19 protein-coding genes and 1 pseudogene are annotated in these 22,764 nt (G+C 60.5%); 8 read left to right on the top strand and 12 right to left on the bottom strand.

From position 1 onward, the window contains the following. The first annotated feature begins 41 nt into the window (after positions 1-41). Both folB and folK read left to right on the top strand, forming a co-directional pair. Positions 42-395, top strand: coding sequence for a dihydroneopterin aldolase (gene folB, locus AB4O35_RS03230; RefSeq protein WP_032883867.1), 354 nt, complete (start codon positions 42-44; stop codon positions 393-395). After that, positions 386-904, top strand: a complete 519-nt coding sequence (folK, locus tag AB4O35_RS03225; RefSeq protein ID WP_065871794.1) for a 2-amino-4-hydroxy-6-hydroxymethyldihydropteridine diphosphokinase — start codon at positions 386-388, stop codon at positions 902-904. Before folB ends, folK begins: the two co-directional genes overlap by 10 nt. A gap of 55 nt (positions 905-959) precedes the next feature. Here the strand turns inward: folK and AB4O35_RS03220 are convergent, their stop codons facing one another. From AB4O35_RS03220 to AB4O35_RS03170, 11 genes are all read right to left on the bottom strand, one after another. Next, a complete protein-coding gene (locus AB4O35_RS03220; protein WP_065871793.1) occupies positions 960-2,189 on the bottom strand; it encodes a multifunctional CCA addition/repair protein in 1,230 nt (409 codons plus the stop codon). Positions 2,190-2,252: 63 nt separating this feature from the next. After that, a complete protein-coding gene (locus AB4O35_RS03215; RefSeq protein ID WP_065871792.1) occupies positions 2,253-3,818 on the bottom strand; it encodes a SpoVR family protein in 1,566 nt (521 codons plus the stop codon). Further along, the gene (locus AB4O35_RS03210) at positions 3,815-5,086 is read right to left on the bottom strand and encodes a YeaH/YhbH family protein (RefSeq protein ID WP_015886179.1); all 1,272 of its coding nucleotides are present in this window, start codon (positions 5,084-5,086) and stop codon (positions 3,815-3,817) included. The genes AB4O35_RS03215 and AB4O35_RS03210 overlap by 4 nt, the downstream gene beginning before the upstream one ends. A gap of 113 nt (positions 5,087-5,199) precedes the next feature. After that, entirely contained in the window at positions 5,200-7,122 is a 1,923-nt protein-coding gene (locus AB4O35_RS03205) for a PrkA family serine protein kinase (protein WP_003194732.1), read from the bottom strand. A 284-nt stretch (positions 7,123-7,406) separates the two neighbouring features. Further along, positions 7,407-7,736 (bottom strand): thiosulfate sulfurtransferase GlpE, encoded by a 330-nt coding sequence (glpE, locus tag AB4O35_RS03200; protein WP_065871790.1) that lies wholly within the window; start codon positions 7,734-7,736, stop codon positions 7,407-7,409. A gap of 9 nt (positions 7,737-7,745) precedes the next feature. Beyond that, positions 7,746-8,585, bottom strand: a complete 840-nt coding sequence (locus tag AB4O35_RS03195) for a symmetrical bis(5'-nucleosyl)-tetraphosphatase (RefSeq protein WP_065871789.1) — start codon at positions 8,583-8,585, stop codon at positions 7,746-7,748. Further along, a complete protein-coding gene (gene apaG / locus AB4O35_RS03190; RefSeq protein WP_049711262.1) occupies positions 8,585-8,965 on the bottom strand; it encodes a Co2+/Mg2+ efflux protein ApaG in 381 nt (126 codons plus the stop codon). The genes AB4O35_RS03195 and apaG overlap by 1 nt, the downstream gene beginning before the upstream one ends. A gap of 106 nt (positions 8,966-9,071) precedes the next feature. Then, positions 9,072-9,884 (bottom strand): 16S rRNA (adenine(1518)-N(6)/adenine(1519)-N(6))-dimethyltransferase RsmA, encoded by an 813-nt coding sequence (gene rsmA, locus AB4O35_RS03185; protein ID WP_065871788.1) that lies wholly within the window; start codon positions 9,882-9,884, stop codon positions 9,072-9,074. After that, entirely contained in the window at positions 9,881-10,870 is a 990-nt protein-coding gene (pdxA, locus tag AB4O35_RS03180) for a 4-hydroxythreonine-4-phosphate dehydrogenase PdxA (protein WP_049711264.1), read from the bottom strand. The genes rsmA and pdxA overlap by 4 nt, the downstream gene beginning before the upstream one ends. Beyond that, on the bottom strand, positions 10,867-12,207 hold the full coding sequence (locus tag AB4O35_RS03175) for a peptidylprolyl isomerase (protein WP_065945498.1): 1,341 nt from the start codon (positions 12,205-12,207) through the stop codon (positions 10,867-10,869). Before AB4O35_RS03175 ends, pdxA begins: the two co-directional genes overlap by 4 nt. After that, entirely contained in the window at positions 12,182-14,992 is a 2,811-nt protein-coding gene (locus AB4O35_RS03170) for an LPS-assembly protein LptD (RefSeq protein WP_065880134.1), read from the bottom strand. Before AB4O35_RS03170 ends, AB4O35_RS03175 begins: the two co-directional genes overlap by 26 nt. A gap of 130 nt (positions 14,993-15,122) precedes the next feature. On the opposite strand from AB4O35_RS03170, the pseudogene AB4O35_RS03165 reads away from it, so the two are divergent. The 3 genes and pseudogenes from AB4O35_RS03165 (at position 15,123) to AB4O35_RS03155 (ending at position 17,587) form a co-directional block, all read left to right on the top strand. Further along, positions 15,123-16,147: pseudogene (locus tag AB4O35_RS03165) on the top strand (aminoglycoside phosphotransferase family protein). After that, positions 16,144-16,818 (top strand): N-acetylmuramate alpha-1-phosphate uridylyltransferase MurU, encoded by a 675-nt coding sequence (gene murU, locus AB4O35_RS03160; protein ID WP_065871783.1) that lies wholly within the window; start codon positions 16,144-16,146, stop codon positions 16,816-16,818. The pseudogene AB4O35_RS03165 and the gene murU overlap by 4 nt, the downstream one beginning before the upstream one ends. A 1-nt stretch (position 16,819) precedes the next feature. After that, positions 16,820-17,587: a TerB family tellurite resistance protein gene (locus AB4O35_RS03155; protein WP_065871782.1), complete on the top strand. Its 768-nt coding sequence runs from the start codon at positions 16,820-16,822 to the stop codon at positions 17,585-17,587. A 140-nt stretch (positions 17,588-17,727) separates the two neighbouring features. Here the strand turns inward: AB4O35_RS03155 and AB4O35_RS03150 are convergent, their stop codons facing one another. Beyond that, positions 17,728-18,702: an alpha/beta hydrolase family protein gene (locus AB4O35_RS03150; protein WP_065880132.1), complete on the bottom strand. Its 975-nt coding sequence runs from the start codon at positions 18,700-18,702 to the stop codon at positions 17,728-17,730. Between the two features lie 77 nt (positions 18,703-18,779). Between AB4O35_RS03150 and AB4O35_RS03145 the strand changes: the two genes are divergently transcribed. The 3 genes from AB4O35_RS03145 to AB4O35_RS03135 all read left to right on the top strand — a co-directional run bounded on the left by AB4O35_RS03145 (position 18,780) and on the right by AB4O35_RS03135 (position 22,749). Continuing rightward, positions 18,780-20,774: a PAS domain-containing sensor histidine kinase gene (locus AB4O35_RS03145; protein ID WP_065880131.1), complete on the top strand. Its 1,995-nt coding sequence runs from the start codon at positions 18,780-18,782 to the stop codon at positions 20,772-20,774. Between the two features lie 18 nt (positions 20,775-20,792). After that, positions 20,793-21,422, top strand: coding sequence for a response regulator (locus tag AB4O35_RS03140; RefSeq protein WP_049711271.1), 630 nt, complete (start codon positions 20,793-20,795; stop codon positions 21,420-21,422). Between the two features lie 214 nt (positions 21,423-21,636). Continuing rightward, positions 21,637-22,749, top strand: coding sequence for an ABC transporter ATP-binding protein (locus tag AB4O35_RS03135; RefSeq protein ID WP_065871779.1), 1,113 nt, complete (start codon positions 21,637-21,639; stop codon positions 22,747-22,749). The last annotated feature ends 15 nt before the right edge of the window (positions 22,750-22,764 follow it).

Genomic DNA, 22,764 nt, shown 5'->3' with positions numbered 1-22,764 from the left:
AACGGGGCATTGCGCCCTTGTCGTGCTGCGGAGAAGAGTGCTTGGACAGAGTGTTTATCGAAGGCCTGGAAGTCGACACCGTCATCGGGGCCTACGACTGGGAACGCGGAATCCGCCAATGCCTGCGCCTGGACCTGAGCTTCGCCTGGGATAACCGCCCGGCCGCCGCCGGTGACGACCTGACCTTGGCACTGGATTACGCCAGCGTCTCCGCGCGCATCCAGGCGTTTGCCGAACAATCCCAGTACCAGTTGGTGGAAACCTTTGCCGAACGCCTGGCGCAAGTGCTGATGAGTGAGTTCCAGATTCCCTGGCTGCACCTCAAGTTGACCAAGCCCGGCGCCGTGCCGGCTGCCAAGGGCGTGGGCGTGGAGATCGAGCGCGGATGTCGCTAACTCAGGTATACCTTGGCCTAGGCAGCAATATCGAGCGCGAATCCCATCTACGCGCCGGCCTTGACGCGCTGGCGAGCTTTTTGACGGATGTGCGCTGCTCGCCAGTGTTCGAAAGCCAGCCGGTGGGCATCAAGAGCGGTCCGTTTTTCAATCTGGTGGTATCGGCCTACACCGACCTGCCGCTGATGGAACTGGATCGCCGGTTGAAATTCATCGAAGCCGACAATGGCCGCTATGCGCCGGACCGCAAGGGCCTGCCGCTGGATATCGATGTGCTGCTGTATGGCGAGCTGGTGGGTAACTTCGATGGCTTGGTCCTGCCGCGTGCAGAGATCCTGAAAAACGCGTTTGTGCTGTGGCCGCTGTCGTTGATGGCGCCAGAGCGGGTGCACCCTGAGGTGGACAAGACCCTGGCTGAGTTATGGCGCAATGCGCAAATTGACCAGGTGCTCGCGCCTGTCGGGTTTGAATGGCAAGGCCAGCAACTCACCCCAGACGCACTCTTATAGGCGCCGAGCTTCCTGTGGCGAGGGAGCAAGCGCCCTCGCCACGGGTGGGCAGCGTCTAGAGAATGGGCTGTTCTTTGTAGGCCTTCAACGCCTTAAGCCTTTCGCGCTTCAGCGCCTCACCCAGTTCCGGGCCTTTGAAGCCCTTCTCCAGCAAGGGCGCGACGGCCACTTCGCGGGCCACCTTCGCCGCCCCGCGCAAATAATCCGCCTGTGGATAACTTCGCTGCTCCAGGCCTTTTCGGCCTCGGGCATCCATCTCGCAGGCGACCACAAATTCTTCAAAGCGCTGCGGCCGACGGTACACATCGAAACTTTGCAGCAATTCCAGCAACGTCGAGGCTTTCAACTCCAGCGCCCGATGGCCGTGGGTGTGATATTGGCCCACCAGCAGCGCCAGCTCCTGGCAGTCCTTCGGTACTTTGAAGCGTTCATTGACAGCCTTGATCAGCTTCAAGCCGGTGTGTTCGTGAGCAATATGCTGCGGCAGCTTATCCGCCGGCGTCAGACCCTTGCCCAAGTCATGCAGTAGGCAGGCCCAGCGCACGGTCAGCGGCTGTTTGTGCACGGCGGCTTGTTGCAGCACGCTCAAGGTGTGGATGCCGGTGTCGATTTCAGGGTGATGGGCTTCGGGTTGAGGTACGCCGAACAGTGCATCGACCTCGGGCATCAAGGTTTTCAATGCATCGCAGTCGCGCAGTACTTGAATAAACACCTGAGGCTGGTCTTCCATCAGCGCTCGGGAGATTTCTTTCCAACTGCGCTCAGGTGTCAGGGCTTCCAGTTCGCCGGATTCGCTGAGTTGACGCATCAGCGCCAGTGTTTCCGGGGCGACCGTAAAACCCAGGTGCGCGTAACGTGCAGCAAAGCGCGCAACGCGGAGCACTCGTAGCGGATCTTCGGCGAACGCCGGGGAAACGTGGCGCAGGATGCGCGCTTCAAGATCATGCTGGCCATGATAAGGGTCGGTCAAATTACCATCATCGTCTTCCGCCATGGCGTTGATGGTCAGGTCGCGACGGATCAGGTCTTCTTCCAGCGTCACCTCGGGGCTGGCGTGAAACACAAAACCGCCATAACCCCGGCCACTCTTGCGCTCGGTACGGGCGAGGGCGTATTCATCGCCATTTTTCGGGTCGAGGAACACGGGAAAGTCAGCGCCGACGGGTTTGAAACCTTTGGCCAGCATCTCTTCGGTGGTCGCCCCCACGACGACGCGGTCAACATCGGTGACCTTGATGCCCAGCAGGCGGTCACGCACGGCACCGCCGACTTTATAGATTTTCATGAAAAAGCCTCCATTAGCAGCACAGGATACCGCCTGTGCCTGGCCAATGGAGGCTTTGCTGTTTCAGAGATGAACGACGGCCAGGTCCAGTCGGCCGTAGTCGTTGTCGCCATGTTCGCTGCGCGGCGGTACATGGTGAGTCTTCATCACTTGGTCGCCCTGCAGGGTTTCTAAATGAATGTCGAAGCCCCATAGGCGGTGCAGGTGCTTGAGTACTTCCTCGGTGGATTCGCCCAGGGGTTTGCGGTCATGTTGCTGGTGGCGCAGGGTCAACGAGCGATCGCCGCGCACATCGATGCTGTAGATCTGCACGTTGGGCTCGCGGTTGCCCAGGTTGTACTGTGCCGCCAGGGTTTCACGGATGGTGCGGTAGCCGGGCTCGTCGTGGATGGCCGGTACCAGCAGGTCATCCTTAAGGTCGTCATCCATGATGCTGAACAGCTTGAGGTCCCGAATCACCTGGGGTGACAGGTACTGCAGGATAAAACTCTCATCCTTGAAGCTGCTCATGGCGAACTTGATGGTGGACAACCAATCGGTGCCGGCGATTTCCGGGAACCAGCGGCGGTCTTCTTCGGTGGGGTGTTCGCACATACGCCGGATATCGCGGTACATGGCGAAGCCCAGTGCGTAGGGGTTGATACCGCTGTAGTACGGGCTGTCGAACCCCGGCTGGAACACCACGCTGGTGTGGGAGGTGAGGAACTCCATCATGAAACCGTCAGTGACCAGGCCTTCGTCGTACAGGTCGTTCATTAGCGTGTAGTGCCAGAACGTCGCCCAGCCTTCGTTCATCACTTGGGTCTGGCGCTGTGGATAAAAGTACTGGGCGATCTTGCGCACGATGCGCACGATTTCCCGTTGCCACGGTTCCAGCAGTGGTGCGTGTTTTTCCAGAAAGTACAGGATGTTTTCCTGAGGTTCGGCGGGGAAGCGCGCATTGTCCTTGTCGCTGTTTTTACCGGCACGTTTTGGAATAGTGCGCCACAGGTCGTTGATCTGCTTTTGCAGGTGTTCCTCGCGTTCCTTCTGGCGCAGGCGTTCTTCTTCGGCGGAAATCGGGTAGGGGCGTTTGTAGCGGTCGACCCCGTAGTTCATCAGCGCATGGCAGGAGTCGAGCAAGTCTTCCACCGCATCAATGCCGTGGCGTTCCTCGCATTGCATGATGTACTGCTTGGCGAACACCAGGTAATCAATGATTGAGCTGGCATCGGTCCAGGTGCGGAACAGGTAGTTGCCCTTGAAGAAGCTGTTGTGTCCGTAGCAGGCGTGTGCGACCACCAGCGCCTGCATGCAGATGGTGTTTTCTTCCATCAGGTAGGCAATGCACGGGTCGGAGTTGATCACGATCTCGTACGCCAGGCCCATCTGGCCTCGGGTGTAGGACTTCTCGGTACTGAGAAAGTGTTTGCCGTAGGACCAATGGTGATACCCCAACGGCATGCCGACCGAGGCGTAGGCATCCATCATCTGTTCCGCGGTGATCACTTCGATCTGGTTGGGGTAGGTATCCAGGGCATAACCCGCCGCGATGCGGCTGATTTCCCGGTCATAGGCCTGGATCAGTTCAAAGGTCCACTCGGACCCCGTGGATATGGGTTGGCGCTTATGCTCTTTTTTGGCGGTCATGTCACTAACCTGCGCTGGAAGAGTTCACGGAAGACCGGGTAGATATCGCCGGCCGAGACCAGTTGCTGTTGGGCGAATGTGTCGGCAAAGGCTTCGCCAATGCGCTCGTATTCGAACCACAGGGCCTGATGCTCACGGGGGGTGATTTCAACGTAAGTGTAGTACTGCACGAAAGGCATGATCTGGTTGATCAGAATGTCGCGGCAGATGGGCGAGTCGTCGTTCCAGTTGTCACCGTCCGAGGCCTGGGCCGCGTAGATGTTCCACTCGTTGGCGGGGTAGCGTTCGGCCATGATCTCCTGCATCAGCTTCAAGGCACTGGAGACGATGGTCCCGCCCGTTTCCCGTGAATAGAAAAACTCCTCCTCGTCGACCTCCCGCGCGCTGGTGTGATGGCGGATGAACACTACGTCGATCTTGTCGTAGTTCCGCTTGAGAAACAGGTAAAGCAGGATAAAGAAGCGCTTGGCGATGTCCTTGGTGGCCTGGGTCATGGAGCCGGACACGTCCATCAGGCAGAACATCACCGCCTTGGAACTGGGGTTGGGTTGTTTGACCAGCAAGTTGTATTTCAAGTCGAAGGTGTCGAGAAATGGTACGCGGTGAATACGTGCGCTGAGTTTCTCGATTTCCGCCTCTATTTCCTGGATATCGCCGAAGTTGTCCGGTTCTTCACGCTTCAGTCGAGCCAGCTCTTCCTTGGCGTCCCTGAGTTTGGCGCGGCTGCTGCCTGACAGGGCGATGCGCCGCGCATGGGCCGAGCGCAGGGTACGGATGATATTGATGCGGGAAGGGTTGCCCTCGTTGCTGATCCCGGCGCGAACGGTCTTGAAGGTGTCGGTGCCGGTCAAGTTGCGCTTGACCAGATTAGGCAGCTCCAGGTCCTCGAACATGAATTCGAGAAATTCTTCCTGGGTAATCTGGAACACGAACTCATCCATGCCTTCGCCGGAATTGCCCGCCTTGCCAGGGCCTTTACCGCCGCCACCGCCTTGTGGGCGCTGGATGTGCTCACCGGTGGTGAACTCCTTGTTGCCCGGATGCACGACGGTCTGTTTGCCGCCCCGGCCGTGGTGCAGCACCGGTTCGTCGATGTCCCGTCCGGGAATGCTGATTTGCTCGCCATGCTCCATATCCGTGATGGAGCGGCGGCTGACGGCCTCCTCGACGGCTTTTTTGATGTGGTCACGGTAACGCCGCAGGAAACGCTGGCGGTTTACCGTGCTCTTGTTCTTGCCATTGAGGCGTCGGTCGATCACATAGCTCATGGGGAGCCCTCCGGGCAGCTTCACGTTACAAGCTTCAAGCCGCGAGCTGGAAGCTTAGAGACAAGCGGTCAGCTGCCAGGCCTGGGGCCCGGCAGCGCACGCCTGTCGCTGCCTTACTGCGATTTGCGAACCCGCAGGTACCACTCGGAGAGCAGCCGTACCTGTTTGTCGGTGTAGCCGCGCTCGACCATTCGTGTGACGAAGTCGTTGTGCTTTTGCTGATCCTCCTTGCTGGCCTTGGCGTTGAAGCTGATGACCGGCAGCAGATCCTCCGTGTTGGAGAACATTTTCTTCTCGATGACCACTCGCAGCTTCTCGTAGCTGAGCCAGGTCGGGTTCTTGCCATTGTTGTTGGCCCGGGCGCGCAGCACGAAGTTGACGATTTCGTTGCGGAAATCCTTCGGATTGCTGATGCCGGCCGGTTTTTCGATTTTTTCCAGTTCCTCGTTGAGGGCGACGCGGTTGAGGATCTCGCCGGTTTCCGGGTCGCGGTATTCCTGGTCCTGGATCCAGAAGTCGGCGTACAGCACGTAACGGTCGAAGATGTTCTGGCCGTACTCGCTGTAGGACTCCAGGTACGCGGTCTGGATTTCCTTGCCAATGAATTCAATGTAGCGCGGCGCCAGGTACTCCTTGAGGAAGCGCAGGTAGCGCTCGCGGGTTTCCGCCTGGAATTGCTCCTGTTCGATCTGCTGTTCCAGCACGTAAAGCAAGTGCACCGGGTTGGCAGCGATTTCGTGGGGGTCAAAGTTGAAAACCTTGGACAGGATCTTGAACGCGAAGCGCGTCGACAGGCCGTTCATGCCCTCGTCCACACCCGCCGTGTCGCGGTATTCCTGGATCGACTTGGCCTTGGGATCGGTGTCCTTGAGGTTTTCGCCGTCGTACACGCGCATCTTCGAATAGATATTCGAGTTCTCCGGTTCCTTGAGGCGCGACAGCACGGTGAACTGGGCGAGCATCTTCAGGGTGTCGGGGGCGCAATGGGCCTTGGCCAGGGAGCTGTTGAACAGCAACTTGTCGTAGATCTTGATTTCATCGCTGACGCGCAGGCAGTACGGCACCTTGACGATGTAGATCCTGTCGATGAAGGCTTCGTTGTTCTTGTTGTTACGGAAGGTGTGCCATTCCGATTCGTTGGAGTGGGCCAGCAGGATCCCGGTGAACGGAATCGCGCCCAGCCCTTCGGTGCTGTTGTAGTTGCCTTCCTGGGTTGCGGTAAGCAGTGGGTGCAGCACCTTGATCGGTGCCTTGAACATCTCCACGAACTCCATCAGGCCCTGGTTGGCCCGGCACAGTGCGCCTGAATAGCTGTAGGCGTCGGCGTCGTTCTGCGGGAATTCTTCGAGTTTACGGATATCGACCTTACCCACCAGTGCCGAGATGTCCTGGTTGTTCTCGTCACCCGGTTCGGTCTTCGCCACGCCGATCTGGTTGAGGATGGACGGGTAGAGTTTCACCACGCGGAATTGGCTGATGTCACCACCGAATTCGGCCAGGCGCTTGGTGGCCCAAGGCGACATGATGGTGTTGAGGTAACGGCGCGGGATGCCGAAGTCTTCTTCGAGGATTGCGCCATCTTCCGTGGCGTTGAACAGGCCCAGGGGCGATTCGAAGACCGGTGATCCCTTGATGGCGTAGAAAGGCACCTTCTCGATCAGTTGTTTGAGCTTTTCGGCCAGGGACGACTTACCGCCGCCGACGGGGCCCAGCAGGTAGAGGATCTGTTTCTTCTCTTCCAGGCCCTGGGCGGCGTGGCGGAAGTAGGAGACGATCTGGTCAATGCATTCTTCCATGCCGTGGAAGTCTTCAAAGGCCGGATAGCGGCGGATCACCTTGTTGGAGAATATTCGCGACAGCCGCGAGTTGTTGGCGGTTTCCACCAGCTCCGGCTCGCCAATTGCCAGTAGCAGGCGTTCGGCGGCAGACGCGTAGGTGCTGCGGTCCTGTTTGCACAGCTCGAGATACTCTTGCAGCGTGAGTTCTTCTTGCTGTGTGGACGCGAAGCGTTGTTGGAAGTGGCTAAAGATACTCATGACGTCGTCACCTCGCTCGATACGTGGAGCCGACGCCGGATCAATCAGTCGATGCTGGCAGACATTGGCAGACGCCAATGACTGTTTTCCCCCCAAACACCCTGAAACACTACCGATGACCCGCACGCCGGTGTACCGGCTCTCCCCTGATTCGGATGGCCTGCGCTTAAGGATAGTTCGGAATCGGAGAGGTCAAGGCGCGATGCGCAATTAGTTTGGCTGCGCCGTTCGTCAGAAACGGCGCGAGCCCAAGCGTCACGCGGGGTAGCGGGGTTTGAAAAAAATTATTGCGAATTGCCTGAAGAAATTTCCGCAGGATAAGTCGCGCGCCACAGTTCAAAGCCACCGTCCAGGCTATAGACGTCGGAGAAGCCCTGGCTGATCAGATAGGCTGCTGCACTCTGGCTGGAGTTGCCGTGGTAGCACGCCACGATCACGGGCGCGTCGAGGTCGGCGGCACGGATAAAATCGGCGATGTTGACGTTGTCCAGGTGCTGGGCGCCGCGGATGTGGGCCGCCAGATAAGTCGGCTGGTCACGGATGTCGACCACTACGGCGCCTTTTTCGCGCAGGGCCTGGGCTTGTTCGGGAGGGATACGTTTGAATTCGCTCATGGCGGGCTCCTAGGGCTTGGCGGTGATAGGTTGGGGCGATTCGCACTGGCAGCTCTGGCGCTCGCCGGTATCGATATTCATCAGGGTCATGGCGCCGCCCCACACGCAACCGGTGTCTAGGGCGAACACGCCGGGCTCATCGCATTTGCCCTCAAGGGCCGCCCAGTGACCGAAAATGATCTGGGTGTCGCGGGCCTTGCGGTCCTTGTGCGCGAACCAGGGTTTGTAGCCTGGCAATGCGGTGTCGGCGCCTTCCTTGCTTTTGAGGTCCAGCTTGCCCTCGGCGGTGCAGAAGCGCATGCGCGTGAAGTAGTTTGTGATCACCCGCAGGCGCGCAACGCCGGTGAGATCGTTGTCCCACTTCACTGGCTCGTTGCCGTACATGCCGTCGAGGTAGGCGGTGTACAGGTTGTCATCGGCCAGGGCGCTTTCGACTTCCGCGGCGCACTTGAGCGCTTTCTTCAGTGTCCACTGGGGCGGGATGCCAGCATGGACCAAGGCCATATTGCGGCCTTCGTCGTAATGCAGGATTTTTTGCCGGCGAAGCCAGTCGAGCAACTCGGTGCGATCCGGTGCTTCGAGGATTTCCCGCAGGGTATCGCCCTTTTTCAGACGCTCAATGTTACGGCCGGCCGCGAGCAGGTGCAGGTCGTGGTTGCCCAGTACGCACACCAAGGAATCGCGCAGGCTATATAAGTAGCGCAACGTCGCCAGGGACTCGGGACCGCGATTGACCAAGTCACCGACCAGCCACAGGCGATCTTTCGCTGGGTCGAAGGCTACGCGGTCAAGCAGGCACTTGAGGGGCTCCAGGCACCCTTGCAGGTCTCCGACCGCGTAGGTCGCCATCAGTGCAGGGCTCCGGGCACGGCGAGGCGGAAGGGCGGGATGATGGCGTCGAACAATTTACCGTCGGTGGCCTTCATCTGATAGGAGCCCTGCATGGTGCCGACTTTGGAGGTCATCACCGTGCCGCTGCTGTAGGTGTGGCTCGCGCCGATGTCGATCAGCGGTTGCTGGCCTACCACGCCTGCGCCGCGTACTTCCTCGACCTGGCCGTCACCGTCGGTGATCACCCAGTGGCGGGACAGCAGCTTGGCCGGCACCAGCCCGTTGTTTTTCACCGTGATGGTGTAGGCAAAGGCGAAGCGGTTTTGTTCAGGTTGCGATTGATCCGCCAGGAAGCGGGTGACGACGCTGACGTCGATCTGGTAGCGAGGATCGGACATGCAAGAGGCCTTAAAAGCAAAAGCGGAGGACAGCAGATGCGGGTCAGTCTAGGCCAAGAACGGGGCACTAGGCCAGACATGGTGTCTGGCCCAGGTACGGCCGGCTTCAGTCCGCGGCTGGCGCAGGCTGGATGGCAAGCTGGTCGGCCAGGCGCACGAACGCCGCCAGGTCCAGTTGCTCGGGGCGCAGGCTGCCGTCGACGCCAGCAGCTTCGATTTCAGCGGTGCTCAGCAGGTTCTTGAGTGTATTGCGCAAGGTTTTGCGGCGCTGGTTGAACGCTTCGCGCACGACTCGCTCCAGCAATTTGTGATCCTTGGCCGGGTGGGGCAGCACGGCGTGAGGCACCAGGCGCACGATGGCCGAGTCGACCTTCGGCGGTGGGTTGAACGCGCCGGGCCCGACGTTGAACAGGTGTTCGACGCGGCAGTGGTACTGAACCATGATTGACAAACGACCCCAATCACCACCACCAGGCCCTGCAGCCAGGCGCTCGACCACTTCCTTTTGCAGCATGAAGTGCATGTCGCGGATGATCCCGGCGTTGTTCAGCAGGTGGAAGATCAGCGGCGTGGAGATGTTGTATGGCAGGTTACCCACCACCCGCAGGCTATTGGGCGCTGCGTTGAGGCTGTTGAAGTCGAACTTCAGTGCATCGCCCTGGTGCAGGTTGAAGTTGGGCATATTGGCGAACTGCTGGTTGAGGATCGGGATCAGGTCCTTGTCCAACTCAACCACATCCAGTTGGCCGCCACTGTTAAGCAGGCCTTTGGTCAGTGCGCCCTGGCCCGGGCCGATTTCCAGCAGACGGTCTTCGGGCTTGGCATGGATAGAGCGCAGGATACGGTCGATCACGCCAGCGTCGTGCAGGAAGTTTTGCCCGAAGCGCTTACGCGCCCGGTGTTGGTAATGCTCAGTCATATACGGGTCTCGGCCATCTGATAGGCGGTTTCCAGGGCCACGTGCAGGCTGCCGGTATCGATCTTGCCGCTGCCCGCCAGGTCCAGGGCAGTGCCATGGTCGACGGATGTACGGATGATCGGCAGGCCCAGTGTCACGTTGACGGCGGCGCCGAAGCCTTTGTATTTAAGCACCGGCAGCCCCTGGTCGTGGTACATCGCCAGCACTGCGTCGCAGTGCTCCAGATATTTGGGGGTAAACAGAGTGTCCGCAGGCAGTGGGCCGCGCAGGTCCATGCCTTCTTGGCGCAGACGCTCCAGGGTTGGTTCGATGATGTCGATTTCTTCATGGCCCAAGTGGCCGCCTTCACCGGCATGGGGGTTGAGCCCACAAACCAGGATGCGCGGTTGGGCAATGCCGAATTTCTGTTGCAGGTCGGCGTGCAGGATGCGTGTCACGCGCTCCAAACGCTCGGCGGTAATTGCATCGGCAATCTCGCGCAGCGGCAGGTGCGTGGTCACCAGGGCGACCCGCAGGCCGCGCGTGGCCAGCATCATGACGACTTGAGCGGTGTGGGTCAGCTCGGCAAGGAATTCGGTATGGCCGGAAAAGGCGATGCCGGATTCGTTGATCACGCCTTTGTGCACAGGGGCAGTGATCATGCCGGCGAAGTCACCGTCGATGCAGCCTTGCCCTGCGCGAGTCAGGGTTTCCAGCACGAACGCTGCGTTGGCCTTGTCCAGTTGCCCTGCAACCACCTTGGCCTGCAGTGGGGTGTCCCACACATACAGGCTGCCGGCGGGGGCGGGCAGGTCGGGCCAGTTGCCCGGCGCCACGTCCAGCACATTGACGGCCACACCCAGCTGCGCGGCCCGCTCAAGGAGCAGGTCGCGGCTGGTAATGGCGATCAGGGGGTGTGGCTGGGATTGCGAGGCGAGCAGCAGGCACAGGTCAGGACCAATGCCGGCCGGCTCGCCGGGTGTCACCGCGAAACGCTGGGGTTTCACTGAACTGCCTGGTCGGTGCCTGTTTGCTCGGCGCCTGGCAGCTTGTTCTCAACGTAGGCTTCGTCGCGGATCTGACGCAGCCAGGTTTGCAGCTCTTCGTCGTATTTGCGGTTACGCAGTACGTTCAGTGCCTGTTGCTCGCGGGCCTGGTTGGTGTTGTCGGTGGCGCGACGGCCAAGGACTTCCAGCACATGCCAGCCATATTGGGTCTTGAAGGGTTTGGACAGCACACCTTGCGGAGTATCGGCCATCACTTGCTGGAACTCTGGCACCAAGGCTTTCGGATCGATCCAGTTCAGGTCGCCGCCGTTGAGGGCAGAACCCGGGTCTTCCGAGAAGCTTTTGGCCAGGGTGGCGAAGTCTTCACCGCTTTCGATGCGGTCATAGATCTTCTGGGCCAGTTCCTTGGTTTGCGCTTCGGTGCGGATTTCGCTTGGTTTGACCAGGATGTGACGAACGTGTACTTCGTCTTTCAGCGAGGTCTCGCCGCCGCGTTTTTCCAGCAACTTGAGAATGATAAAGCCGCCTGGGGTGCGGGCTGGCTGAGTAATGCCACCCACTTCCATGGCGCTCAGCTCGCGGTCGAACGGCGCCGGCAATTGAGCGGCTTTACGCCAGCCCATGTCACCGCCTTCGAGGGCGTTGTCGCTGCCGGACTGAGCAATCGCCATTTGGGCGAAGTCGGCACCGGCCTTCAAGCGCTCATAAATAGCCTGGGTTTTAGCGGCGGCTGCATTGAGCTGCTCAGAGTTGGCGCTGTCCGGGGTAGGGATCAGGATGTTGGCCAGGTGCAGTTCTTCGGAAAGCTGCATCTTGCCCAGGTCCGACGCCAGGAAGTTCTTCACTTCCTGCTCCGACACCTGAACCCGCTCGGCAACACGGCGCTGGCGCACACGGCTGATGATCATTTCACGGCGGATCTGGTCACGGGCGTCCTCATAGGACAAACCGTCGTGGGCCAAAGCTGCACGGAACTGGTCAATGCTCATGTTGTTGCGCTGGGCAATGGTGCCTACCGCCTGGTTCAGTTCTTCGTCCGAAATACGGATGCCGGAGCGATCACCGATCTGCAATTGCAGGTTTTCGACGATCAGGCGTTCCAGAACCTGTTGGTCCAGGACGCTGGTCGGTGGCACGCCACCGCCACGTTTGGCGATGGTTTGCTGGACTTCCTTGACGCGTTGGTCCAGTTGGCTCTGCATGATCACGTCGTTATCGACGATGGCCACTACCTTATCCAGCTGTTGAACCGCAGCGTGCGCCGATGCGGTCCCCAGGAACAGCGCGCCCAGCACTAGCGGGCGCAGACAATCAGAAAGCTTGGTTTTCACGTTCACGATAACCTTCAATGCCTTTGTCGAGGAAGCTCTCTACCTTGGCGCCGGTCAGGCCGCCGAGTCCTTTGAGGACGATTTGCAGGAAGAGCCCGTGGTCACCCTTTTCGTTAAGCGGGGCGATCTGGCTGTATTCGTCGTTGGAAACCCAGTAACGGTTGATGAGGCGCAGTTTCCAGCAGCAGTTGTCGTACTCGAAACCACCGAAGGCTTCCAGGGTACGGTTGCGAGCGTAGTCATACTGCCAGCGGGTGATCAGGTTCCACTGAGGAATGATCGGCCACATCATCGAGAAGTCGTGTTGTTGGATTTTGTAGTAATCCTTCACGTAGTTCGCGTCGCCTGGCTGGCCGTAGTCACCACCGAACTGCCATTTGCCGGTCAGCTGGTTGTAGACGACTTGGTCGTTACGATAGCGATAACCGACGTTGATGATCTTGTTCGGGTTGTCTTCCGGCTGGTAGTGAAGCATCGCGCTGCCGGAACGAGGACTGTGTTCCTCGGTGTCCCAGTTGTAGTCGGCAGTGGCACGCCAATCGCGGTTGAAGCGGAACTCGTAGTCCAGGGCGACTGGCGATACGTCCGATTGTGCATCGGCACGGTCAGCGGCCAGGATGCCCGGCAGTTGAACTTCACGATCCTTGAAGTACAGCGCCTGGCCAATGGCTACGCGCTGACGTTCGAAGCCGTTGTCTTCGATCCAGCGGCTGGTCAAGCCCAGGGACAGCTTGTTCTCGTCGCCGATACGGTCGGAGCCGCTGAAACGGTTGTCGCGGAACAACGACGCGTAGCTGAACGAGTACTCGCTGGTGTCGAAGACCGGGATATCAGCCTGGTCCTTGTTCGGCACATACAGGTAGAACGCACGCGGCTCGAGGGTCTGGCGATAATCTTTGCCGAACCAGTTGGTATTGCGGTCGAAGTACAGGCCGCTGTCTACGCTGGCGATCGGAACCGCACGGTCCTGGGAGCTTTTGAACGTGCCGCCCGCGTACGGGTTGGCTGCGGTTGCTGCAGCTTGATCCGCAACGATCTGGTTCTTGCCGATGTTGTCCAGGTCCAGGTCGTACTTGGTGTACACGTACTTGAGCTTCGGCGTGACGAAACCGTAGGTCCAGTTCATCGGGTATTCAACGGCCGGCGCCACGTTCAGGCGGGTACCGTTGGCACGGGTCAGGCCACGGACGTAGGTGTCCAGGCGACGCTCGATGTCCCCGTTTTCATTGGTGAAGTTGCCGTTTTCCAGGTCGCGGTCGAAGCGTACGGCTTCGGTCTCGTAGCTGAAGTTCAGGCCACCTGGGTGGTACGGCAGGGTACCGTTGAAGGTGATCTGCGGCAGGCGGTCATACGGGGTGACCTGGGAAATCGTCGCCAGCTGGTAGGCCTGCAGGTTCAAGCGAGCCTGGAAGGTGTCGCCGCGATACGTCACGGAGCCCTGCTGGTTGACGTAGTCGCGACTCTCGACACCTTCCTGGTAGGACTTGAGGTCCTGGAAGTAGTAAGGATCGCTGATCGTTGTGTAGTCGACCTGGGTCATTACACGCGAATCCAACCCGCCCTGGTGTTGCCAGTTGAGCATGTAGCGGGTTTTTTCGTAATCGGTCTGACGCTTGCGCTCGTCGTTGTCGTCGTTCAGGTACGCACCGCCGAACTGACCTTCGCTGGACTTGGTGAGGTAGCGGAATTCGCCTTCCATCATCATGCCGCGCTTGGTCATGTATTGCGGGTACAACGTGGCGTCGTAGTTTGGCGCCAGGTTGAAGTAGTACGGCGTAACCAGGGTAAAGCCGGTTTCGCTGCCGCTGCTGAAGCTCGGTGGCAGGAAGCCGGATTGACGACGGTCGTCGATCGGGAAATAGATGTAAGGGGTGTACAGGATCGGGATGTTCTTGATCCGCAGCGTCGCGTTGGTAGCCGTACCGAAGCCGGTGGCCGGGTTCAACGTGATGTTGTTGCCTCGCAGCTGCCAGGCGTTGCTGTCTGGCTCGCACGTCGTGTACGTACCGTCCTTGAGACGGATGATCGCGTTTTCGGCACGCTTGGCGTACAGCGCGTTACCGCGGATACGTGACTTGTGCAGCACGTATTCGGCGTTGTCGATCTGGGCGGCGCCGGTGTCGAGTTGCACTTCGGCATGGTCGCCGACGATCAGTGCACCGTTGTCGCGCAGACGGACTTTGCCATTCAGCTCGCCACGGTTCTCGGCCTGGTACAGGCTGGCTTCTTCGGACTCCAGCTGCATGCTGCCTTGGCGCATGACGACGTCACCGGCCAGGGTCGCGACTTGCGACTCCTGCTCGTAACGCGAGGCTTTGGCACCGATGAAGGTGGGCGCATCGCTCTTGTTCGTCTTGTCGTTCATGCCAGGACGAATCGGCTCGATGTACGCACCGCCGCAGTACGGGCCGGTTTCGGCCAACTGTGCGGCGGTCAGTTTGTCGCGCGGTACCCAGTCCAGGTGGCTGTAGTCGGCGCTGCGCGAGCGCAGGCCACGGCCCTTGGAATCGGTGACCAGTGCGGTCTGCGGCACGGCCTCGGCTTTGCCGCCAGCATCGGCTTGCGCCGTGCTGTTGGCGGAGCTGACGGCTGCGCCGTCATGCACCGGGCGTGGTGGCAGAGGGGCTGCGGCGGTTTTCGGCGCGCAATCCCAGGCACCCGAAGCAGAGACTGAGCAGTCATACTGTTCCGCGGCGACCACGAATGAGGTGGCGAAGGGTTGCAAGGCCAGCAGACTGCCGGTTACCAGCAACGGAAATTTTCTACGAAACGCGGGGGATTTCAATGCCATCTTATTAGTCCGGGCTTCCTGCGTGCCATCTGCCCGCGGTTTGGGCCGCACGCCTCTCGATGGTCTGAAAAAGATGCGTGATAATAAAGCATGCCCCGCTTGACGGCTAGCGCCGTCGGAGACCCTTGTAATGCCCGAGCAAGATCTACGTTTACAACAGCTGCAAGTCTGGCTGGATGAGCAGTTGCCGATCCTTTTCAACGCTCAAGGCTGGGGTGCCGTACCCCCGGCCACATTGACCGCGGCCAGCAGCGACGCGAGTTTCAGGCGCTATTTCCGTTGGGAAGGTGGCGGTCATACATTCGTGGTAATGGATGCGCCCCCCCCCAGGAAAACTGCAAACCTTTCGTCGATATCGCACATTTGCTGGCGAAGTCAGGGATAAATGTTCCAAAAATTTATGCAGAAGATTTGCCGCGAGGCTTTCTTTTGCTCAATGACCTGGGCAGAAAAACCTATCTGGACGTGATTGACGACAAAAACGCCGACCCCTTGTTTGCTGAAGCCATCGATGCCTTGCTGGCTTTCCAGCAGTTGCCGATGGACGCGCCATTGCCAAGCTATGACGTTGCTCTGCTGCGCCGTGAGCTCGAATTGTTCCCGGAGTGGTACGTGCGTCGCCATCTGGGTATCGAACTCGATACGCAACAGCGGGCGCTCTGGCAGCGCGTCAGTGACCACCTGATCAACAGTGCCCTGGCGCAGCCGAAGGTGCTGGTGCACCGCGACTATATGCCACGCAACCTGATGATCAGCGAGCCGAACCCCGGCGTGCTGGATTTTCAGGACGCGGTCTACGGCCCGGTGACCTACGACATCACCTGCCTGTTCAAGGACGCCTTCCTCAGTTGGCCCCAGGCCCGCGTGCGGGAATGGCAGCGCGGCTATTGGGAGCGCGCGGGACGACTGGGCATCCCGGTGCAGGCCGATTTCGACGACTTCCTGTGTGCCAGCGACCTGATGGGCGTGCAGCGCCACCTCAAGGTGATCGGTATTTTCGCACGCATCTGCCATCGCGACGGCAAGCCACGCTACCTGGCCGACGTGCCGCGCTTCTTTGCTTATATAGAAGCGGTATTGGCGGATCGCCCGGAGTTGAGCGAACTGGGTGAATTGCTGGCCAGCCTGCGCCCACCTGCCGAGGCAAGCGTATGAAGGCGATGATCCTGGCCGCAGGCAAAGGTGAGCGGATGCGTCCGCTCACGTTGCACACGCCCAAGCCGCTGGTGCAGGCCGGCGGCAAGCGTCTGATCGAGTATCACTTGGAGGCGTTGGCCAAGGCCGGCTTCACTGACATCGTGATAAACCATGCCTGGCTCGGCCAGCAGATTGAACATTATCTGGGGGACGGCGCGCAGTTTGGCTTGCGCATCCGTTACTCCCCCGAGGGCGAGCCGCTGGAAACCGGCGGTGGGATTTTCCAGGCATTGCCGTTGTTGGGCGACGAACCCTTCCTGGTGGTCAATGGCGATATCTGGACCGACTACGACTTCACCCAACTCAAGCGACCGCTCAAGGGCCTGGCCCATCTGGTGATGGTCGACAACCCGGCGCATCACCCTTCAGGTGGCGATTTCTACCTTGATCAAGGTTTGCTTCATGATGCTGCGGCCGGTGCCGATAACCTGACCTTCAGTGGCATTTCAGTGCTCGACCCCAAGCTGTTCGCGGGTTGCAGTGCGGGTGCCTTCAAGCTGGCGCCGCTGTTGCGGGCGGCCATGGCTAAAGGTCTGGTAACGGGGGAACACATGGCGGGACGCTGGATTGATGTCGGCACGCTGGAGCGCCTGGCGCAAGTCGAAACCCTGCTGACAGCGGGGCAGTAACATGCTGTGGCCAGGGACGCTGATCGGCGCGGGGGCTGGCTTTGCCATAGCCAGTATTCCGGGGGCCTTGTTGGGTGCGCTGTTGGGGCAGGCGCTGGACCGTCGCCTGCAACTGCAAAGCTGGGCGCAGTTGCGCGAGCGACTGGGCGGGCGCCCGGCGTTGCGTAATGACGAGCTGTTGTTTGTGTTGCTGGGGCGTTTGGCCAAGAGCAATGGGCGAGTGGTGGACGGACATATTCAACAGGCGCGTCAGGAGATGCGCTCGCTGGACATGACCGAGTCAGCCCAGCGTCGTGCCATCGCAGCGTTCAATCGTGGCAAGGCCGGCTCCGATCGGGTGCGCCGCTATTTGCGTGTGCTCAAGGCGCAACCCCATGCGGCGGAAGGGGTATTGCGCGCGTGCTGGCGCATGGTCTGGGCAGACGGCAAGGCGGATGACGCCGAGCGTGACTTGATCGACCTGTGGGGCAAATGGCTGGGCTGGACGCCGCAACAGCTCCAGGCGCTGGCCGCCGACTACACACCGGAGCGTAAGCCGCTGGTCAGTCGTGGGCCCACCTATCAGGACGCGCTGCGCTTGCTGGGTGTGACGGCCACCACCGAACCGTCGGTGATCAAGCGCGCTTATCGCCGCCTGCTCAGCCGCCATCACCCGGACAAGGTTGCCGGCAGTGGCGCGAGCGCTGCGCAAGTGCATGAAGCCACCGAGCGCACGCGCGAACTGCACAATGCCTATGCATTGATTCGCGAACGGCGGGATTTTCGCTGATTATTTTTGCGTGAAAAACCGATCTACTGTGGGCGCTGGCTTGCCTGCGATAGCGGCGGGTCAGCAAAGCCTTTGGCACTGATAGCCCGCCATCGCAGGCAAGCCAGCTCCCACATTTCGACCGGGTTGCCAATCCGGTTTCAGTCAGCTGTCGCCTGCGGGCTCAACCACCCGCGAATCCGTCGATACAACTGCTCCTGCTCAGCCGCGCTGTTGCCGGGCAAGGCTGTCAACGACACCTGTTTATAACCGTCATTCTTCAAACGCTTGGCCGCCTGGGCGCGGGCCAGGGCGTTTTTGCGTAACTGCGGGTCATCTTGATAGAACACATCGGCGGTCGGCAGCTTCAGGCCGGGGGCCAGCTGCTGGATGTCCGGATGGCGCCCGGTTGGCGTCTGCGCCGCGACCATGACGAACTTCTGCACTTGGGACGGCTGCTTCTCGCTCAAATAACGCGCCGCCCACCAGGCGCCGGTGCCATGGCCGACCAGCACCACACTGCGCGCGCTCTGGGTCTGGGCGAAGGCCACGGCAGCGTCGATGCGGGCAAAAATGCGCGAAGCATCGGTTTTGTCCTGCTCATCGGACCCAGGAACCACTGCCGGGTCAGTGCCCTCGGCCTCAGCGCTGGCAGCCTGTTCGATGGGTTTGTCGGCGGTGCTCGCTTCCTTGCTGCTGGTATCGACGGTGGCCTTGGGCGCTTCCATCACGCGCGGCGGCAGGGTATCCACGCTCACGTCCGGCAACGACAGGCTGAGGCTACCCCAGTTGGCATCCGGCAATTTGTGCCGCAACGGACTGATCGCTTGCGGCCAGTCAGCATTCTCGCCGGCGCCCGGTACGATAATCACCACGCCTTCGGGTTCGGCACTGTTGGCCGGTTTCCACAGGGCGAGGAATGAATCGCTGCCTGCCTGCAATTGTTGCTGCTCCTGTTGCGGGATTTTGCGTTCCAGGGCGCTGGCTTCTGCGAGGCTGCGCTCAGGCAAAGGCTGGCGCTCGACGGGTTTTTCTGCGGCAGGCTCAGGGGCGTCAGCGGCCTGTACAGAAAAGGCACTGGTAAAAAGCAGCGACAGGCACAATGCTGGCAGTGCCGAACGGTGGAAAAAGGGCATCGTTAATTCCCGGCCAGAAGTGATTCCAGCAGCCTAATGGGTTGGTCAGTGTTTGTCAGTGATGTGAGACGTGGATCATGGGTTTTCGCTGTCTGCTGGTTATCGGCTGTTTGTGCCTTGCCTTGATGGCAAACGCCGCCCCTGCGCCCGCCGTTCCCCAGGCGCAGCTTGATGTGCAGCAACGCGAATGGCTGGCCCAACACCCGGAGCTGCGGGTGGGCCTGGTGTTGCAGGCACCTTACGCGCAATACGATCGGCGTTTGCAGCGGCTGTCCGGGGCCAATGTCGAGTTGATGCAAGGGTTGGCCAAGGCGCTGAACATCGAGCTGACGTGGCGTAACTTCCCCAATCAGGAGCAGTTGGAGGCCGCCGTACGCGACGGCGAAGTGGACATCGCCCCCGGCCTGCAACAAACCCCTGCCGGTTTGCGTCTGTGGTTGTTCACCGACCCTTATATGCGCGTGCCGCAGCACATTGTCGGTATCCGCGATGGCGGTGGGGCCGTGGAGTTGGAAAAACTCGATGAGCAATCCCGCGTCGCCGTGCGCATGCCCAGCGCCGTGGCCGATTACCTGCGCAGCACCTATCCCGGCCTCAACCTGCAAGGCGTGCCCATGGAGCGCCAGGCTCTGCAGTTGCTGGTGAGCCAGCAGGCACGCTACGCGGTGGTGGACGAAGCGCAATTGAGCCGTTTGTCCGGCGAAGCGGAATTCGCCGGGCTGGCGGTGGTGGGCGATATTGGCCTGCCGCAATTGCTGCGGGTGGCTACGCGGCGGGAATGGCCAGAGTTGGCCAGCATCATGGAAAGCGCCTTGCGCGCCATCCCAGCCCGCGACCTGGACCAACTGCACAGCCGCTGGCTGCAACCCAAATACCCACACCTCACAGAATCCCCAGGACTGTGGCAAAACCTAAGCCTGTTGCTGAGCTTGTTGTTGCTCGCCAGCCTGGCCACTGTGTTCTGGCAGCGTCGCCAGCAGCGGGTGCTGGAACACGGCTTGCTGGCCGCCCGCGAAGAAAGCGCGGCCCGCGCCGCCGGTGCCGAAGCCTTGCGCTTGACGCAGTTTTCCATCGACCAAAGCACTGTCGGCATCCTCTGGGTCAACTGGGACAGCCATGTGCGCTACGCCAATCGGGCGGCCGAAAGCATGCTCGGCTACGGCCCCGGTGCGTTGATCGAGCGGCCGTTGGTCGACCTTGATCCAAGCCTGCATATGGACCGCTGGCTCAACCTGTGGAAGCGCGCGCGGGCCAGCGAAGACGGTCCGCAGAATTTCGCCACCGATTGCCTGCGTGCAGACGGCAGCATCCTGCCGACCAACGTGTCCTTGAGCTTCCTGCGTTTTGCCGAGGCCGAATACCTGGTGGTCTACCTCAACGATGTCACTGAGCTACGCCGTACCCTGGCGGCCTTGCTGCAAAGTGAAGCGCAATTGCGCGAGCTGTCCGCCCACCTGGAAACCGTGCGCGAAGAAGAAAAGGCGCGCATCGCCCGTGAGGTGCACGACGAACTTGGGCAAATGCTCACGGTGCTCAAGCTCGAGACCTCAATGTGCGAGCTGAGCTATGCGCAACTCGACCCTGGTTTGCATGATCGCTTGAACAGCATGAAGCGCCTGATCGCGCAGCTATTCCAACTGGTGCGCGATGTGGCGACGGCGCTGCGCCCGCCGATTCTCGATGCCGGCATTGCCTCGGCCATCGAATGGCAGGCCCGGCGCTTCGAAGCCCGCACGCAAATTCCCTGCCTGGTACAAGTCCCGGATAACCTGCCGGCCCTCAGCGATGCCAAGGCCATTGGCCTATTCCGGATCCTGCAGGAGGCGCTGACCAATGTGATGCGTCATGCCCAGGCGCATACTGTGGAGCTGACCCTCGCCGTCGAGGGCACCGATTTGCGGCTGACCATCAGCGACGATGGCGTCGGTTTCGTCCAGGCCCAGGGGCGCCCGGTGTCGTTTGGCCTGGTGGGCATGCGCGAGCGGGTGCTGATCATGGGCGGGCAACTGAGCCTGGACAGCGAATTGGGGGAGGGCACCACCCTGAGTGTCACGGTGCCGTTGGATGCATAACACCAAGAGGAAGTCCCTGTGATCCGCGTACTGGTAGCTGAAGACCACACCATCGTTCGTGAAGGCATCAAGCAATTGATCGGCCTGGCCAAAGACCTGTTGGTCGTTGGCGAAGCGAGCAATGGCGAGCAACTGCTGGAGACCTTGCGCCATGTGCCGTGTGAAGTGGTGTTGCTGGATATCTCAATGCCTGGCGTCAACGGCTTGGAGGCGATTGCTCGCATCCGTGCGCTGAACAATCCGCCGGCGATCCTCGTGCTGTCGATGCACGACGAAGCGCAAATGGCCGCCCGTGCCTTGAAGGTCGGCGCCGCGGGTTATGCCACCAAGGACAGCGATCCGGCGCTGTTGCTCACGGCGATTCGCAAGGTGGCGGCCGGTGGGCGTTATATCGACCCGGACCTGGCCGACCGCATGGTTTTCGAAGTCGGCCTCACCGATACCCGGCCGCTGCACTCGCTGCTGTCGGAGCGCGAGTTCTCGGTATTCGAACGCTTGGCCCAGGGCGCCAACGTCAACGATATCGCCCAGCAGTTGGCGTTGAGCAGCAAGACCATCAGCACCCACAAGGCGCGGTTGATGCAAAAACTCCATATCACTTCGCTGGCTGAACTGGTGAAGTACGCCATGGAGCACAAGTTGTTGTGATGACATGCCTGTTTGCGACTACCGGTGAGAGGCGCTGAACCCATTCCCGGCGCATGGCGCCGTTGCACTGTCCCATCCCCGCCATCGGTGTAGGGCGATCCCTACCCCAAACCTTCCATCCGGCTGATGCGATTCTCTCCTGGCCCCCGATTTCCGGGGGCTCGCGCCTGGACTACGCTTGTCTCACAGCAGTCCAAAATACAAAGGTGCGGGTATGAGCGAGGTGGATTCAAATGATGTGCTGGTCAGCTTTCGTGGCGTGCAGAAGAGCTACGACGGCGAGAACCTGATCGTCAAAGACCTCAACCTGGAGATTCGCAAGGGCGAGTTCCTCACCTTGCTCGGGCCTTCCGGTTCGGGCAAGACCACCAGCCTGATGATGCTGGCCGGCTTTGAAACGCCGACGGCAGGCGAGATCCAGCTGGCCGGTCGCTCCATCAACAACGTGCCGCCGCACAAGCGCGACATCGGCATGGTGTTCCAGAACTACGCGCTGTTCCCGCACATGACCGTCGCCGAGAACCTGGCGTTCCCGCTGTCGGTGCGCGGCTTGAGCAAGACCGATATCAGTGAGCGGGTCAAACGCGTGCTGAGCATGGTCCAGCTCGACGCCTTCGCCCAGCGCTACCCGGCGCAACTCTCCGGCGGCCAGCAACAGCGCGTGGCCCTGGCCCGTGCGTTGGTGTTCGAGCCGCAGCTGGTACTGATGGACGAACCTCTCGGCGCCCTCGACAAGCAACTGCGCGAACACATGCAGATGGAGATCAAGCACCTGCACCAGCGCCTCGGCGTGACCGTGGTGTACGTGACCCACGACCAAGGCGAAGCGCTGACCATGTCCGACCGCGTGGCGGTGTTCCACCAGGGCGAAATCCAGCAGATCGCCGCGCCGCGCACCTTGTACGAAGAACCGAAGAACACCTTTGTTGCCAACTTCATCGGCGAGAACAACCGCCTCAATGGTCGCCTGCACAGCCACACCGGCGAGCGCTGCGTGGTGGAGCTGGCACGTGGCGAGAAGGTCGAGGCACTGGCGGTCAACGTCGGCCAGATCGGCGGCCCGGTGACCCTGTCGGTGCGCCCGGAACGCGTCAGCCTCAATGGTTCCAGCGAAAGTTGCGTCAACCGCTTCTCTGGGCGGGTGGCGGAATTCATCTACCTGGGCGACCACGTGCGTGTGCGCCTGGAAGTCTGCGGCAAAGCCGATTTTTTTGTGAAACAACCGATTGCCGAGCTGGACCCAGCATTGGCGGTCGGCGACGTGGTACCGATTGGCTGGCAAGTCGAGCACGTTCGCGCACTCGACCCACTTCTAGAGGCGAATTGATCGCCCCCATGGCTT

This window comes from Pseudomonas sp. H1_A03 (assembly GCF_054685145.1).
This window is presented reverse-complemented; position numbering and strand designations above follow the sequence as displayed.